General features: G+C 34.2%; 15 protein-coding genes and 5 tRNA genes. 4 read left to right on the top strand and 16 right to left on the bottom strand.

What is annotated here, in order from left to right; translation table 11 throughout:
• The first annotated feature begins 3 nt into the window (after window positions 1–3).
• Window positions 4–183 carry a DUF2759 family protein gene (locus ACLIBG_RS06525; protein ID WP_439311951.1) on the top strand — a complete coding sequence of 60 codons (180 nt, stop codon included), beginning with the start codon at window positions 4–6 and terminating at the stop codon, window positions 181–183.
• A 105-nt stretch (window positions 184–288) separates the two neighbouring features.
• Here ACLIBG_RS06525 and ACLIBG_RS06530 read toward each other — a convergent pair whose 3' ends face one another.
• The gene (locus tag ACLIBG_RS06530) at window positions 289–2190 is read right to left on the bottom strand and encodes an LTA synthase family protein (RefSeq protein ID WP_439311952.1); all 1902 of its coding nucleotides are present in this window, start codon (window positions 2188–2190) and stop codon (window positions 289–291) included.
• Window positions 2191–2294: 104 nt separating this feature from the next.
• The gene (locus tag ACLIBG_RS06535; protein WP_439311953.1) at window positions 2295–2489 is read right to left on the bottom strand and encodes a YqgQ family protein; all 195 of its coding nucleotides are present in this window, start codon (window positions 2487–2489) and stop codon (window positions 2295–2297) included.
• A gap of 96 nt (window positions 2490–2585) precedes the next feature.
• Between ACLIBG_RS06535 and ACLIBG_RS06540 the strand changes: the two genes are divergently transcribed.
• Complete coding sequence (locus ACLIBG_RS06540) at window positions 2586–3449, top strand: hypothetical protein (protein ID WP_439311954.1); 864 nt, start codon at window positions 2586–2588, stop codon at window positions 3447–3449.
• A gap of 56 nt (window positions 3450–3505) precedes the next feature.
• On the opposite strand, the gene ACLIBG_RS06545 is transcribed toward ACLIBG_RS06540, so the two are convergent.
• From ACLIBG_RS06545 to rpmG, 5 genes are all read right to left on the bottom strand, one after another.
• Complete coding sequence (locus tag ACLIBG_RS06545; protein ID WP_439311955.1) at window positions 3506–4687, bottom strand: rhomboid family intramembrane serine protease; 1182 nt, start codon at window positions 4685–4687, stop codon at window positions 3506–3508.
• Window positions 4688–4802: 115 nt separating this feature from the next.
• Window positions 4803–4991: a hypothetical protein gene (locus ACLIBG_RS06550; protein ID WP_439311956.1), complete on the bottom strand. Its 189-nt coding sequence runs from the start codon at window positions 4989–4991 to the stop codon at window positions 4803–4805.
• 64 nt (window positions 4992–5055) lie between these two features.
• Window positions 5056–6063, bottom strand: a complete 1008-nt coding sequence (locus tag ACLIBG_RS06555) for a ThiF family adenylyltransferase (protein WP_439311968.1) — start codon at window positions 6061–6063, stop codon at window positions 5056–5058.
• Window positions 6060–6638, bottom strand: coding sequence for a 5-formyltetrahydrofolate cyclo-ligase (locus tag ACLIBG_RS06560; RefSeq protein WP_439311957.1), 579 nt, complete (start codon window positions 6636–6638; stop codon window positions 6060–6062). Before ACLIBG_RS06560 ends, ACLIBG_RS06555 begins: the two co-directional genes overlap by 4 nt.
• A 168-nt stretch (window positions 6639–6806) precedes the next feature.
• Window positions 6807–6956, bottom strand: a complete 150-nt coding sequence (rpmG, locus tag ACLIBG_RS06565; RefSeq protein WP_439311958.1) for a 50S ribosomal protein L33 — start codon at window positions 6954–6956, stop codon at window positions 6807–6809.
• Between the two features lie 170 nt (window positions 6957–7126).
• Between rpmG and ACLIBG_RS06570 the strand changes: the two genes are divergently transcribed.
• Complete coding sequence (locus ACLIBG_RS06570) at window positions 7127–7471, top strand: hypothetical protein (protein ID WP_439311959.1); 345 nt, start codon at window positions 7127–7129, stop codon at window positions 7469–7471.
• An 18-nt stretch (window positions 7472–7489) separates the two neighbouring features.
• A complete protein-coding gene (locus tag ACLIBG_RS06575; RefSeq protein ID WP_439311960.1) occupies window positions 7490–8011 on the top strand; it encodes a hypothetical protein in 522 nt (173 codons plus the stop codon).
• A gap of 115 nt (window positions 8012–8126) precedes the next feature.
• Here ACLIBG_RS06575 and ACLIBG_RS06580 read toward each other — a convergent pair whose 3' ends face one another.
• The 9 genes from ACLIBG_RS06580 to ACLIBG_RS06620 form a co-directional block, all read right to left on the bottom strand.
• Window positions 8127–10184, bottom strand: a complete 2058-nt coding sequence (locus ACLIBG_RS06580) for a peptidoglycan D,D-transpeptidase FtsI family protein (RefSeq protein WP_439311961.1) — start codon at window positions 10182–10184, stop codon at window positions 8127–8129.
• A 90-nt stretch (window positions 10185–10274) separates the two neighbouring features.
• Complete coding sequence (locus tag ACLIBG_RS06585) at window positions 10275–11549, bottom strand: MFS transporter (protein WP_439311962.1); 1275 nt, start codon at window positions 11547–11549, stop codon at window positions 10275–10277.
• Between the two features lie 155 nt (window positions 11550–11704).
• Window positions 11705–12316: a superoxide dismutase gene (locus tag ACLIBG_RS06590; RefSeq protein ID WP_439311963.1), complete on the bottom strand. Its 612-nt coding sequence runs from the start codon at window positions 12314–12316 to the stop codon at window positions 11705–11707.
• 146 nt (window positions 12317–12462) lie between these two features.
• Window positions 12463–12535: transfer RNA gene (locus ACLIBG_RS06595), tRNA-Phe, on the bottom strand.
• Between the two features lie 339 nt (window positions 12536–12874).
• Window positions 12875–12964 (bottom strand) — tRNA-Ser (locus ACLIBG_RS06600).
• Window positions 12965–12976: 12 nt separating this feature from the next.
• A tRNA-Ile gene (locus tag ACLIBG_RS06605) sits at window positions 12977–13053 on the bottom strand.
• 17 nt (window positions 13054–13070) lie between these two features.
• A tRNA-Met gene (locus tag ACLIBG_RS06610) sits at window positions 13071–13147 on the bottom strand.
• A gap of 6 nt (window positions 13148–13153) precedes the next feature.
• Window positions 13154–13225: transfer RNA gene (locus tag ACLIBG_RS06615), tRNA-Asn, on the bottom strand.
• A gap of 252 nt (window positions 13226–13477) precedes the next feature.
• Window positions 13478–13549 carry a PhoU domain-containing protein gene (locus ACLIBG_RS06620; RefSeq protein WP_439311969.1) on the bottom strand — a complete coding sequence of 24 codons (72 nt, stop codon included), beginning with the start codon at window positions 13547–13549 and terminating at the stop codon, window positions 13478–13480.

Below are 13549 nucleotides of genomic sequence, written 5' to 3' on the forward strand. Positions count from 1 at the left end.
AATATGGTACTGGCAATTATACTATTAGTCGTAACACTATTAGCTGCAGTTTCTGTAATGCGTCAATTAAAGTTAAAAAACATATTCGCCCTTGGTTTCTCTGCGGTTGCAGTGTTAAGCTTTGGCTTTTTCTCGGTTATGACGATTTTGTGTGAATTAACTACTGCATCAATTTGTCAATAAGCACGTATAATAAAGCTGTTCCTCGATATGTTGTGAATCGTGGAACAGCTTTTAATATTATATTCAACTTTTTTCTATAGCAACTACAGCATTATGCTTTCATAATTACGAGCCTGTATCGTTTGAATTAAAATCAACGAATCGGAACAAATCCCCATATATTATTTCATCCGAATATTCAAGCTCTGTTTCCACTTTTTTTAGAAATGGAGTACAAGGTGTTTCTTCTGCTGTTTCACTTTCCGTCCCAACCTCTTCGCCATTCGATCGATCATAACAAATCCCACTGGCGGACAAATAATTCTCACTGACAAAATCACCATTTCTAAATGCGATAAACTCTTTTCGGTCATTATGGAAAAGATCGTTACCGAAATAAATATCATTTGTTGTATCTATTCCAAGCATATGCAAAATCGTCGGTTTTAAATCAATTTGTCCCGCTAATTTACTCATTACTTTCCCTTCATTGGAACCTGGAATATGAATAAATAAAGGTACACGCTGTAATTGTACATAATCATAAGGTGTTATTTCCTCTTTGTTCAAATACTCACTCATAGCTTTATTATGATTCGCACTGATGCCATCATGATCACCCATAATTACAATAATGGAGTTCTCATAAATAGGCGTCTGTTTCAACATATGAAAGAATTGTTCAATCGCCTCATCAGTATAGCGAACCGTTGGAAAATAATTGTTTAGCGTATTCGAATTGGAATCATACTTTTCCACCGATCGATCTTCCTCTCCCAACTCAAAAGGAAAGTGATTGGTTAGCGTAATAAATTTTGCATAAAAAGGTTCTTCAATGGATTGAAGATATTTCATGGATTGTTCAAAAAAGGGTTTATCCTTAAGTCCCCAACCAACCGAATTTTCATCTGTTATTTCATATGCATCTCTATCGTAAAAATCATCAATAGCTAAATTGTTATAAATTTGATCCCTGTTCCAAAAGCTTTTATTATTTGCATGAAATACCGCAGAATAGTATCCTTTTTCTTCAAGCATTTCGGGCATGGCATGGTATTCATTTTCCCCATGGGTAAAAAACACTGCACCTCTGGAAGATGGGTATAGCGAGTTTTCCGTTACGAATTCCGAATCCGATGTTTTCCCTTGCTGTGTCTGATGATAAAAATTTTCAAAGTAATACGTATCCTTATCGTTGACTAATTGATTCATAAATGGTGTGATTTCGTCTCCATAAAGTGTATTTTGAATAACAAAAGACTGAATTGATTCTGCTGAAATAAAGATTACGTTTCTACCTTCATATGTGCCCATCAATTTGGATTGTTTATTACTTCTAATTTCTTCATTAATATAGCTTTTGATTTCAGGTAATTTATTCCCGTCCGCTAATACACGCTGCGATTTTACTTTGGATTGAACAGCTGCATCGTAAATATGATAGTAAAACAATCCGATATTTTTCACTAAATACTCCCGATCAAATGCTCTTGTAAATAATTGTGGTCTTTCCATTTCAGCTAAAAAAAAGTTTCCTGATAAGAGCATTAACGATACAGCAAATGCAAATGTCTTTCTTCTCTTTGTATAATTAGTTGTTAAATTCAACTCTTTATTTTTCGACAAATACCATATAATGACGACATCAACGAAAAAGAATACATCATAAAATTTAATTAATGACAGTACACTTGTACCAAGATCTGCCGTGTTACTCGTTTGAAACAGTTGCGGTATTGTTAAAAAATCAGTAAATGAGCGATAAAATACAAGATTAAAATAAATAACAAGTGTACCGATTAATGCTGCATAACGTATAAAATTAATTTGTCGTGAACTTTTTTTGAACCAGATCGCAATTGAAAAGAAAATAATGGAAGATACAAATGGGTTAATCAATAAAATAAATTCCTGCAACATATTTTCAAGTTCTATATTGAGCATAAACCGATACACAATATATGTTTTTAAACTAAACAAAATACTTGCAGTTAAAAATAATGGAATTTTTTTCCCCTTAACTACCATTTTCCTTTCCTCCTACTGCATATAAAAATATACTATTAATTCAAATACCCGTTATATAATTTGTGAAACATTGTAATATGATTACAAATAGATACAAGCAAGTATTAGTTATCCAGCAACGATTTTTCTTTCCGTAAAACGATTCGTGCAAATTGATAATCAGAGAGATTTAATACGTTATTTCTATAAAGTTCCGTTATTTCCATCTCCATTAATTCCAAATCGCCTTTTCTGTCTCCTGTGTAAATGAATGTTCCATATCTTTTTAATAATTGCTGTACATCATAAACTGTTTTCATCTTTTTCACCATTTTTTTTGTATATTTTCATAACATATCAAGCAGATCATTACATACATATAAAGTAATACAAGCTGTTAAAGGAATGAATAGGTTATGAAACAATATAAAGTCTATTTTCTTTTTATCCCTATTATGTTTGTTATCTTCAGTACCATATATTTTGTGTATTCTAAATCCGTCACAACTATTAAATTTTTTCCGATTGACGACAATGCTACTTTTTTATATGCTAATACAAATTTAAAAGTGAATACATCAAGTGATGAAAAATATAAAATAAATTGGTCAAGTAAATCAAAAACGGATAAAACACACTATTTAAGACAAGATGTTTCTCTACTCTACAGTAACGGTAAGCTAAAAGGAATACGAAGCAAATGGGTGGAAAACACTGATGCAATTCAAATTAATGAAGAGTTATTCGACAAAGGTGAGAACGTTCTTGAAACAATCACATTTCACCATGGAGAAATACACGATTCGCATGACCGTATTACGAGTATCCAAACTATGTCTAATTATCAATTATATATTATAAAGGATCAAAAAAGAAATGTTTCAGCTTTTTCAGTGCCAACAAACAATAAAGAACAGGAGAAAAAAGAATTGAGTGATCTCCAGAAGGAAGACCTATTGTCCATGCATTGGAAAAAGTTGATTCAAGCTTTTCATATCGATATAAATAAATATCAAACTGTCCCTTTAACTGGGCTTTACAGATTCAATGAACAAACGCTTCCCACATTTACAATGGAACAAACCGATCAAATTATTGGTCAACTTTGGGAGGGGCTGTATAAAAATTACGTTATACCCATTTTAACGAACGAAGATAAAACCCAGTCACATAAAAATTATACGCCTTTAATATTGTTTGCCAAAGATAATACCCATCTCATTGTTCTATTTGAATTAAACGGGGAGCCAGAAAAATTAATACAAAAATACTCGGTTTAAATGCAATTAATATTCTTATTTATTTTCGTATAAACATCTAACCGCGCATCGTTTTATTAATTGCTCTCAAGTCCAAATACGACCATCGTTGTAATAAACAGAAGATATAAGACGAGCGCTATTATTTGTAAGCCTGTTTGTTTCTTTGAAGGCAATTGACATATTGCCGATGCTAAAAATCCGGCTGTTAAGCCACCCATATGTGCACCAATGTCTATTTGTGGAACAACAAAACTAAATACAATGTTAAAGGCAAGGATGAGGAGCAAGCTTTTTCCCATCGTTTGAAAAAATATTTTCTTGTAAATCAAGCCGAAAAAAAGAAGTGCTCCAAAAAGGCCAAACAAAGCACCAGAAGCTCCTGCAGATACACTCTCTGAAAGTGTAAAGCTCGCTAATCCACCACCAATTCCTGCAAGAAAATAAATAAATACAAAACGAATGGATCCATATATCCTTTCTACGATCATCCCTAAATAATAAACAGCGATCATATTCATAACTAAATGGAGTAAGCCAATATGCAAGAACATAGAAGTGATAATCCGCCACCATTCCCCATTAACGATAGCAGGGTTATATTTTGCACCAAATTGAATTAAATTTTCGATATTCATACTCCCGCCAGTTAATTCAAGCGCTAAAAACAGGAGGATATTAATAGCAATCAAATAATACGTTAATAACGGTTTACCGTATGTAAATATTTTTTCAACTTCTTTTCTTTTGTTATAAAAATGATCTTTAAATTGAACTTTGTAATCATGTACTTCTTTTTCCTGTAGTTGTTCCGACGGAGTTGTCGACATCGCTTCAACGGATGCGTTACTATCCCCAATAAATCTTTTTTGTTCTTCAGTATAATTATTTTCTTCCATGTAATACACTTTCATTTTTAAAGGATTTTTTTCTTTTAATTGAAGCGGTTTTTTTAACATTTCCCAATCATCAATAGGAGGTAGAGAAGCTATATATATATTATAAATTTCTATGTTTTTACTCATTAATCGTTTTTTCATCATTTTTGTCTTTTGAAAAACGGTAGCAATATCTTTTTTTAAATGGTTTTTCCAATTAAATCCTTTATGGAACAGACGGACAACCTTCGTTTTTTTATTTTCTGTTTTTTCTAGCCATACTTCATCTTGAGCATCATTAAAATAAAGTATTTCATAATCGTCGTTTGTAACTAACTGTGATGCTAACCGGTACAAAGTATATTGTTCCATTAAGTACATATAATGCACACCTCCCTCCCTTATCATATCAAAAGTTGGAATAACATACTCAATGAAATGATTGGTTACTAAAAAAGAGACTGTATGATCACAGCCTCTTTTTTACGAGTTCTACTTATAGATTGGAGCGGTTTAAAAATAATGGGAGAAGTTTATCTCTTAATGCTGGTATTTTCATTGTTAATGCAACGGAAATTTTTCTGAGAATGGTAATTGCCAATATCATATTCATAATACGATAACGCCACCTAAATAAAACGGTTAATATTGCTAGCAGTGACGTAATTATTACAAAAAGTCTCATCGAAGCAGCATCCTTTTTATTGTATATTAATTTTATTTTGTACTACTGCTTGTCTTTTATACATTTAAGAACCGATATATCGATCGTACCAAGTTCTTGCTTTACCAATATCCTCCGTTCCTTGTACGAGCACACGACCGTCAGGGAAAATAGCAAATTGAATACCTTCATCGAAATGGACTTTTAATAAAAAAGGTGTCTGTTGCACGGTTGCAACTGCTGTAAGTCTCTTGGACCAGTAGGCTAAGTCCATCGAGTGACGTCTATGAATCTGAACCGTACTCCTTCCGCACAAAACCGTTTCCTCTTGTTGATTATTTTTAAATAATGCCGGATATTTATGTAGCCCACAAGTAAGACAGCTCGGATTTGGTTGCGAAAACTTCATATTGTATGTTTGATTATACCATCCATCAAACGTGAAAAATGTATTTCGGAGATGATGGAGATTATTCGTTAAATATTTCAGTACTTCCGTCACTTGCAAAGAAGACACAATATCCACAGCGGGAGATATAACACCTACCGTGTCACACGTTTGTCCTCCTTCTGCATTTTCATTTATTAAGCATCGTAAACAAGGTGTTTGGTTCGGGATAAAAAAAGCCGTCATCCCACGAGAACCAACTACTCCTCCATAAGAAAAAGGGATGTTTTCTTTAAAACAAATATCATTTAATAAATACCGTGTAGCGAAATTATCTGTCCCATCAAGCACGGCATCTGCTGTTTCTATAAGTTCTAATATATTTTCACCTGTAACATTTGTTACTATTGCTTCAATTGTTACATCACTATTTATTTGTTTTAATTTATTTTTAGCTGCAATTGCTTTAGGAACTGCATCCTTTACATCTTGTTCATCAAATAACATTTGTCGCTGTAGATTACTCATTTCAACATAATCCCGATCTACAAGTCGTAAAGTTCCAACGCCTGCTCGTACAAGATGATTACAAATTACTGTGCCAAGTGCACCTGCACCGACAACAAGTACGGTGCTGTCTTGTAACTTTTTTTGACCGTTCTTTCCAATAGGGGCAAACAGCATTTGGCGAGAATATCTTTTCATGTCCACTCTACAACCCCCTTATTGATTATTCTCGTTGGTGTAATTAACATTTGTACCGGGATATCAAAATGACTGACCGGTATGTTGTTAACCAACTGTTTATCGTGCAAAAGCGAAAGCGTGTTATTTTTATAATCACTTAAAAAGCGATCAAAATATCCTCCTCCAAAACCAATTCGATACCCTTGTTCATTAAATAATAAGCCCGGAACAACTAAGAGATCGATCGAATTTTTATTTGTTATAGCTTCCAAATTCTCTTTTGGTTCAAGCAAATTATAATTTCCCCGTTCTACATCTTGAAATGAACGGACAGGGTAAAATTGAAGCAATTTATGAACAGGATCACTTTTAGGTATAGAGATGTTTTTGTTTTGCTTCCAGCCCTCTTCTATAATAGGAACTGTATTCCACTCAAAGTCTTGTGATATCGTTATACCAATTGATTGGGCTTGCTTCCAAAATGGAGTAGAGAAAAGATGATGATACAATTTACTTTCAATTTGTTGTCTATGGTCATAGGAAACACTTTTCAGTTGTTTTAAAGTCTTGTTTCGAAGTTGGTTTTTTCTCATCAATATAATCCCATCCATAAGCCGTACTTATTTAAATTCTAGCGTAAACTATTTCATTTGTAAAAAAGCATTCATTTAAATCAATTTCAATTCGTTATTTCCAATAAGCTACGTAGAAAAATTAAAACTCTTATCATTTTGAGATAAGAGTTTTGCTAAATAAACATATTATTTTGTTTCACGATGTAGTGTATGTTTTTTTAAACGTGGACAATATTTTTTAAGCTCGATACGCTCTGGATTTGTACGCTTGTTTTTTGTTGATATATAATTACGGTCTCCTGTTTCTGTACAAGCTAGTGTAATGTTTACGCGCATTTATTTTCCCTCCAAACTATAAAAATTCCTTTAACGAAATTATTAAGGACACTTCAGACCCTATTATAATAGCAGAAATCTGCAATTCGTTCAAGAATTCTACTCGTTTTTTTTACTGTTTTTTCTTCTTGGTTTCTGTAGTGTAATGTAAAAGGAATGGAGGTAAGGTCATGTTAAACGTTATTATTGCTTTAATTGCTGTCGCTATTGTTATGTTTATACTGTCATTTTTTATGAACGACAAATTTCAACAGCTGGAAACGCAACTTGAACAGTTTTCCATATCAACGATGCAAGATACATATCAGATGAAGAAAAAAATCAAAATTTTAGAGGAAGAATTACTAACAGATGATGTAACAGTCGGCACTATTTCACCTAATATTAAGAATAAGCCTTTATTAATTCAGAAAGTGTACCATTTAAATCAGCAAGGTTACTCGACAGAAGACATATCCAGACAAACAGAGCTTAGTGAACATGATATTCAAGCTATTCTAAAAAATAATATTTAATTTCATGGAGAGATATATATGAGGCAACCAATCCGTGCTTTTTCGATTGGATTATTAACAGCAAGCGTTATTTTATTAGTGGTATTTCTTTTTTTTAAAGACAATAGCGTAACGGAACAACAATACACGATGGATGAATTAAAAAACAAAGTGGAAGAAAAAGGCTATCGTATCGTATCTGAAGAAGAATACATAACGTTATCGTTAATGGAAGAAGAAGAACTAGAAAATGATAACAATTCCGAGAAAACAGAAACTAAGTCTGATAATAAAGCAGATAAAACAAACAAAACAGAAGAAGGCGAAAATAAGGAAGAAAGTGTATCAGAAGAGTCAAAATCATACACGCTTAAAGTTGAACCGAATATGATGCCGCATATTGTAAGTGATTTATTAGAAAAAAATAAAATTATAGAAAATGCATCTGAGTTAGATCAATATTTGGAGGAACACGATATAAGTAATCTAATACAAATTGGTGATCATCAACTAAATAGCGACATGACTATAGCTGAAATAGCGGAAGAAATAACAAAATAACGAAAAAATTAGAACTGATTAATTGGAATTCATCCATTTAGTCAGTTTTTTATTTACGAAATGCCTAAAAAAATAGCCTGAACACAAAATTGGTTCAGGCCAAATTAGTCTATTATTATGATTCTTCTCTCTCTTTTTTTAAATCGAAATAAGCATCCATTAATCGCGTCCCCAGTTTATGGTTTACGGGGTAATTAGAACCTTTCCCAGTATTTGGAACCATAACAGCAAAAGCAATTTCTGGATTATCCATTGGTGCGTAGCCAACGAGTGCAAGGTTTTCGGTGTCAGCCAATTTTTTACCATCTTCATAAATAGCATTCTCCGCTGTACCAGTCTTTCCTACTGCATTATAGCTTTTGCCTGACCAATATTTATAACCGGTTCCACCTGACTCTTGAAAAACTCGTCGAAACCCTTCTTGTACGCGTTTAATTTCACTATCTTCCATTTGAACACGGTTCAGCACTTTCGTATTTAAACCCTTATACAATGACCCCAACTCATTTTCTTCAACAGTCGGTTCTCTTATTTCCTTTACAAAGTGAGGCTTGACTCTATACCCGTCATTGGCGATGGTTGATATATATTGTGCCATCTGCAGCGTTGTATACGTATCATACTGCCCAATAGCATAGTCCATCAACAAACCAGGTATATAATCATCGCCTCGCACACCGGTTGCTTCATAAGGAAAATCAACACCTGTTTTTACACCAAGACCAAATTGGTTAAAGTAACTCCTCATTTCATCGAAGGCCGCACTATTAAATGTCGGCCGGCCATTATCCGGAAATGGATGGCGATATTCTCCACCCATACGCAATGCAATGTAATACATGTAGACGTTTGACGATAATTTAAGGGCCGTTTGATCATTAACAGCTCCTATACCAGAACGATACGATTTTTTTGGAGGTGTATCTATAATTTTAATCGTCCTATCATAAAAAACCTGATGAGGTGAAATTACACCAGACTCATAACCCGCCAATACGGTTGCGCCTTTTATGGAAGACCCGGGAAGATGAGCATCATATAACGCCTTATAAGACTTATCTTCAAATTTATTTTTATCACGGTTGTAATGCTGGCCAGATAGAGCAATAATTTCTCCGGTTTGTGGATTCATTGCAACGGCAATTGCATCATCCAAATACTGGTTTTGATAAGGGGATTTTTGAATGGTGTTTTTCAATTCCTCCCGAACAATCTCATCCAGTCGTTCCTGAAACTCCATATCAATCGTTAATATTAAATCTTTTCCTCTTTCTCCAGGTACGATTACTTCAGAATCAATCACTTTGCCGGATTTTGTTGTCGTATATTGAATTTGTTCTTTTCTTCCACGCAACACGTCTTCATATTGTTCTTCTAGCCCACTTATTCCTACTCGGTCATTTCTGTTGTATCCGCGCGATAAATAATATTGTTCTTTGTCTGCCGGTATACCCTGATCTTGCGATGTAATCGATCCAATAAAAGAATTAAATGTATCGCCATAAGTTTGTTCTCGCTTCCAATCGGTTGTTGCATTAATACCCGGTAAAATATCGAGATGTTCTGCAATTTGTGCATACTCTTCCGGTGTTACATTTTCATTTTTTACGACATGAGGTGTGAGTGAGTATGCCTTATCCAATTCTTTTTTGATAGCAATTACTTCAAGAACCTTTTTAGAGTAATTACTCACCTCTTTTTCCTTAATTCGTTCCAAAGCAAGATCATATTGTTCAACATCATCCAGATCTTCTTTTTCTTCATCTGAAATTCTACTCACTGCTTCTTCCTTGTTTTTTAAATACCAGTACTCTTTTTTATTTCTTAAACTTAGCTTATCTAGATAATCATCACTGTCCATGGACATATACGTTGCTAATGTTTCAGCAAGCTCAAGTTTTTTCTCTGGTTGTATGCCTTTTGGCGGAGTATACGTAATGGAGTACAATGGTTTATTATCAACAATAACGTTAAGGTTCCGATCAAACATCTTTCCTCGGGGAACTGGGAGTTTCGTTGTATCTTGAATTGTCCGGTCAATTTCTTGTTGAAAGCCCTCACCTTTTAAAATTTGTACAATTCCTAGCTGGACAATTAATACAGAAAACAATAGAAAAACAACGAAAAACAATATATTTAATCGAAAAGGGAGTTGTGCCTTTTTCTTTTTCATTCTCGTAGATCGCTCCCGCCTGTAAACATTTCTTTATTTTTATACCTAATTATTTATTATACCATCTTCTCCCTAATATTTTAATGGGTCTTAACGTTTTTTTTCATCTGACAATTGTTCTTTAACAATAACTTCTTCCTTGCCAGAAAGATCTGCTAAATTTACATCTTTCATAAAGAAGTAAATAATTAAATATCCGGCTCCAAATATTGCTAGCAGAACAGGTATAACTTTTTCCGCAGACATAATCGACACTGAGATAAGAAAAATGACGATTGCCAGTACACGTCCAATATTTACAAATAGTTCCCGCACAACAATATATTCAACACGCAATTCTTTTGCAAAACGTGCTTGGCCAATTACATCATACGTCATAGAAATATATGGTACGTTAATAATCGGATAGGCAATCCCAATTACAATTGCATAAACCATTAAATGCCAATAGCTAATTTGAAACAATATAATATAAATGGAGAAATACAACATGAGCCCACCGATTAAGATTGCTTTTTTACGTTTCGAAGGCTTAATCACTTTTGTTGCTACAAAATAAAAGATAAACGAAAGGCCGGATAAAAATAAATTAAACGTACCTAATGCCAGCTCGCTTTTTGTCGTTAAAAACACCCATATTGTAATGACAAATAAAAATATGCCTTCCCTCAATCCCTGAGAAACATGAGCATGTAAGGCCTTTTGCCAATTTTTATTATTTAGTCGTTCATTTAAAATTAACTTAAATTTAAATTGACCTTCAGCATTTCTTCGTTTAAGAAAAAAACTAAACACAACTGCAAGTATAAACAATAGAAATGATACGGTAAATATAGTAGTATACCCTGTATTGGCAGCCATTATGGAAATAATAAACCCTGCAAGAATAGGGCCAATCATGCCTCCAAAAGATTCCAACACTCCTAAAAACCCATTAAAAAAATCTCTAGTATCCGGTTCCGTTATTTCAAATGTCAATACATTAAAAGCCAGCCAATAAAATCCGTAACCAATACCTAGAAAACTTCCGAGCATAAAATTAAAGTAAGCCGCCTTCTCACCAATAATCAATACGCTCAAAAAGAAAATCGATAAAAAGATAACTCCTAAACGTAAGACAATAATTCGATCAACTTTCTTCGCTAATTTTCCAGCAAGGATAAATGCCGCTGGTTGAAACAAAAAAATCCCCAAATTATACATTGCAATTGTTATATAATCACCGGATTGCTTCCATAAATAAACATTAACAAATGTATTTGACAAAAATATACCCAATGAATACAATCCACCAATTACTAACAAGAGAATTAAATCACGGGTAATTTCCACTTTATCGAATAAAGAATGTAATAAACGATGCATATCTCAAAACCCCTTTTGTATAGTTTATAGTGTAAACAAAACGTTTTGAGATATGTAAAAAAGCTTTATGTAATACATATGAAAATAGTGGTATTTGAATAGACATTAATAAAGGCACGAAGCATATATGCTTCGTGCCTTTATTGCTAAATTATTTACTTTGCATTATTAAAGTTTTTTTCCACTTCATCCCAGTTCACGACGTTCCAGAAAGCTTTTGCGTATTCTGGTCTTCTGTTCTGATACTTTAAATAGTACGCATGCTCCCAAACATCAAGTCCTAATAAAGGAGTCTTTCCCTCCATTAGAGGTGAATCTTGGTTTGGTGTACTTGTAATTTCAACATTTCCGTTATCCATTACAAGCCATGCCCACCCGGAACCAAATCTTCCAGCAGCCGCAGCTTCGAAATCTTCTTTAAACTTGTCAAAACTGCCAAATTTAGCATTAATTTTATCCGCTAATTCACCTGATGGCTCACCGCCGCCATTCGGAGATAGTGTCTTCCAGAAAAGACTATGGTTTGCATGTCCACCACCATTATTACGTACAGCAGTACGAATGTTTTCAGGTACAGCATTTAGATCAGAGATTAAGTCTTCTACGGATTTTTGCTGAAGATCACTGTGCCCTTCGAGTGCACCATTTAACTTTGTAACGTAAGTATTATGGTGTTTCGTATGGTGAATATTCATCGTTTCTTTGTCAATTGTAGGTTCTAAAGCATCGTATGCATAAGGTAATTCAGGTAATTCAAATTTAGCCATTGTTTATCGTCTCCCTTTAAATTACTTTGTTTTTGGAAGAATTGGTAATTCAACCCTTCATTTAAAGAGTAACAAAGCTATTACGTTCATGCAAATTATAAGCATATAAAGAGCACAGTCGCTATCACTGTGCTCTTTATATAGAATGGCTCGAGACGGAATCGAACCGCCGACACAAGGATTTTCAGTCCTTTGCTCTACCGACTGAGCTATCGAGCCGTAATATGTAATTGATTACCTAAAATCTATACTAATAATGATTATTGATTGACCCCTGCATCTTCAAGATATCCAGAGATGTTCTGTGCTTCGGGGTTACTCGTAGCTTATTCGGTGGATGTTAATGCTCGTTGCTCTACCGACTGAGCTATCTAGCCATATGATATTAAATTGTACATTGTATTATGTATGAGTTCATGCATGATTGCTACATCTTCAAAATTATTCAGAGATGTTTCGGACTGACTCGTACCTTATTCTACGGATGTTATGCCCGTTGCTTTACTGACTGAGCTATAATATATTATGAAGATGCACGAACCTATGTAAAACAAAATAAGGAGGAAGAGGGATTCGAACCCCCGCGGGCTTTGACACCCCTGTCGGTTTTCAAGACCGATCCCTTCAACCAGACTTGGGTATTCCTCCGAATTATTGAAATGGTGGACCCTGCAGGATTCGAACCTGCGACCGATCGGTTATGAGCCGATAGCTCTAACCAACTGAGCTAAGGGTCCAGCAAATTAAAATTTCATGGTAGCGGCGGAGGGGATCGAACCCACGACCTCACGGGTATGAACCGTACGCTCTCGCCAGCTGAGCTACGCCGCCACAAGGCTCCACAGGTAGGATTCGAACCTACGACCGATCGGTTAACAGCCGATAGCTCTACCACTGAGCTACTGTGGATTATTTTTAACTTAAAATAGAAAAAAATTAAGCCGAATAAATACTGTCACCAAGTCCTTTTTACTTCATGTAAATAATTAAGGCGACGAGATATAATTTACCATGTTCGACAACATCTGTCAACATATTTTTTGAATTAAAATATTAAAGAGCATTTTTGAAAGGGCTATAGTATATGCACCAGACAAAACACCAATACATACTATAGCACTTTCAGTTATCGTTTTCAACTAAATTATTAAAATTGAATAATTATAATTTTTCGCTTAATACTTCTTCTGCTATGTTAACTGCATGATCCCCTATACGCTCTAAGTTACTAAT

This window comes from Virgibacillus sp. W0181 (assembly GCF_051846915.1).
In the GTDB taxonomy this organism is placed as follows: domain Bacteria; phylum Bacillota; class Bacilli; order Bacillales; family Amphibacillaceae; genus JBPYCR01.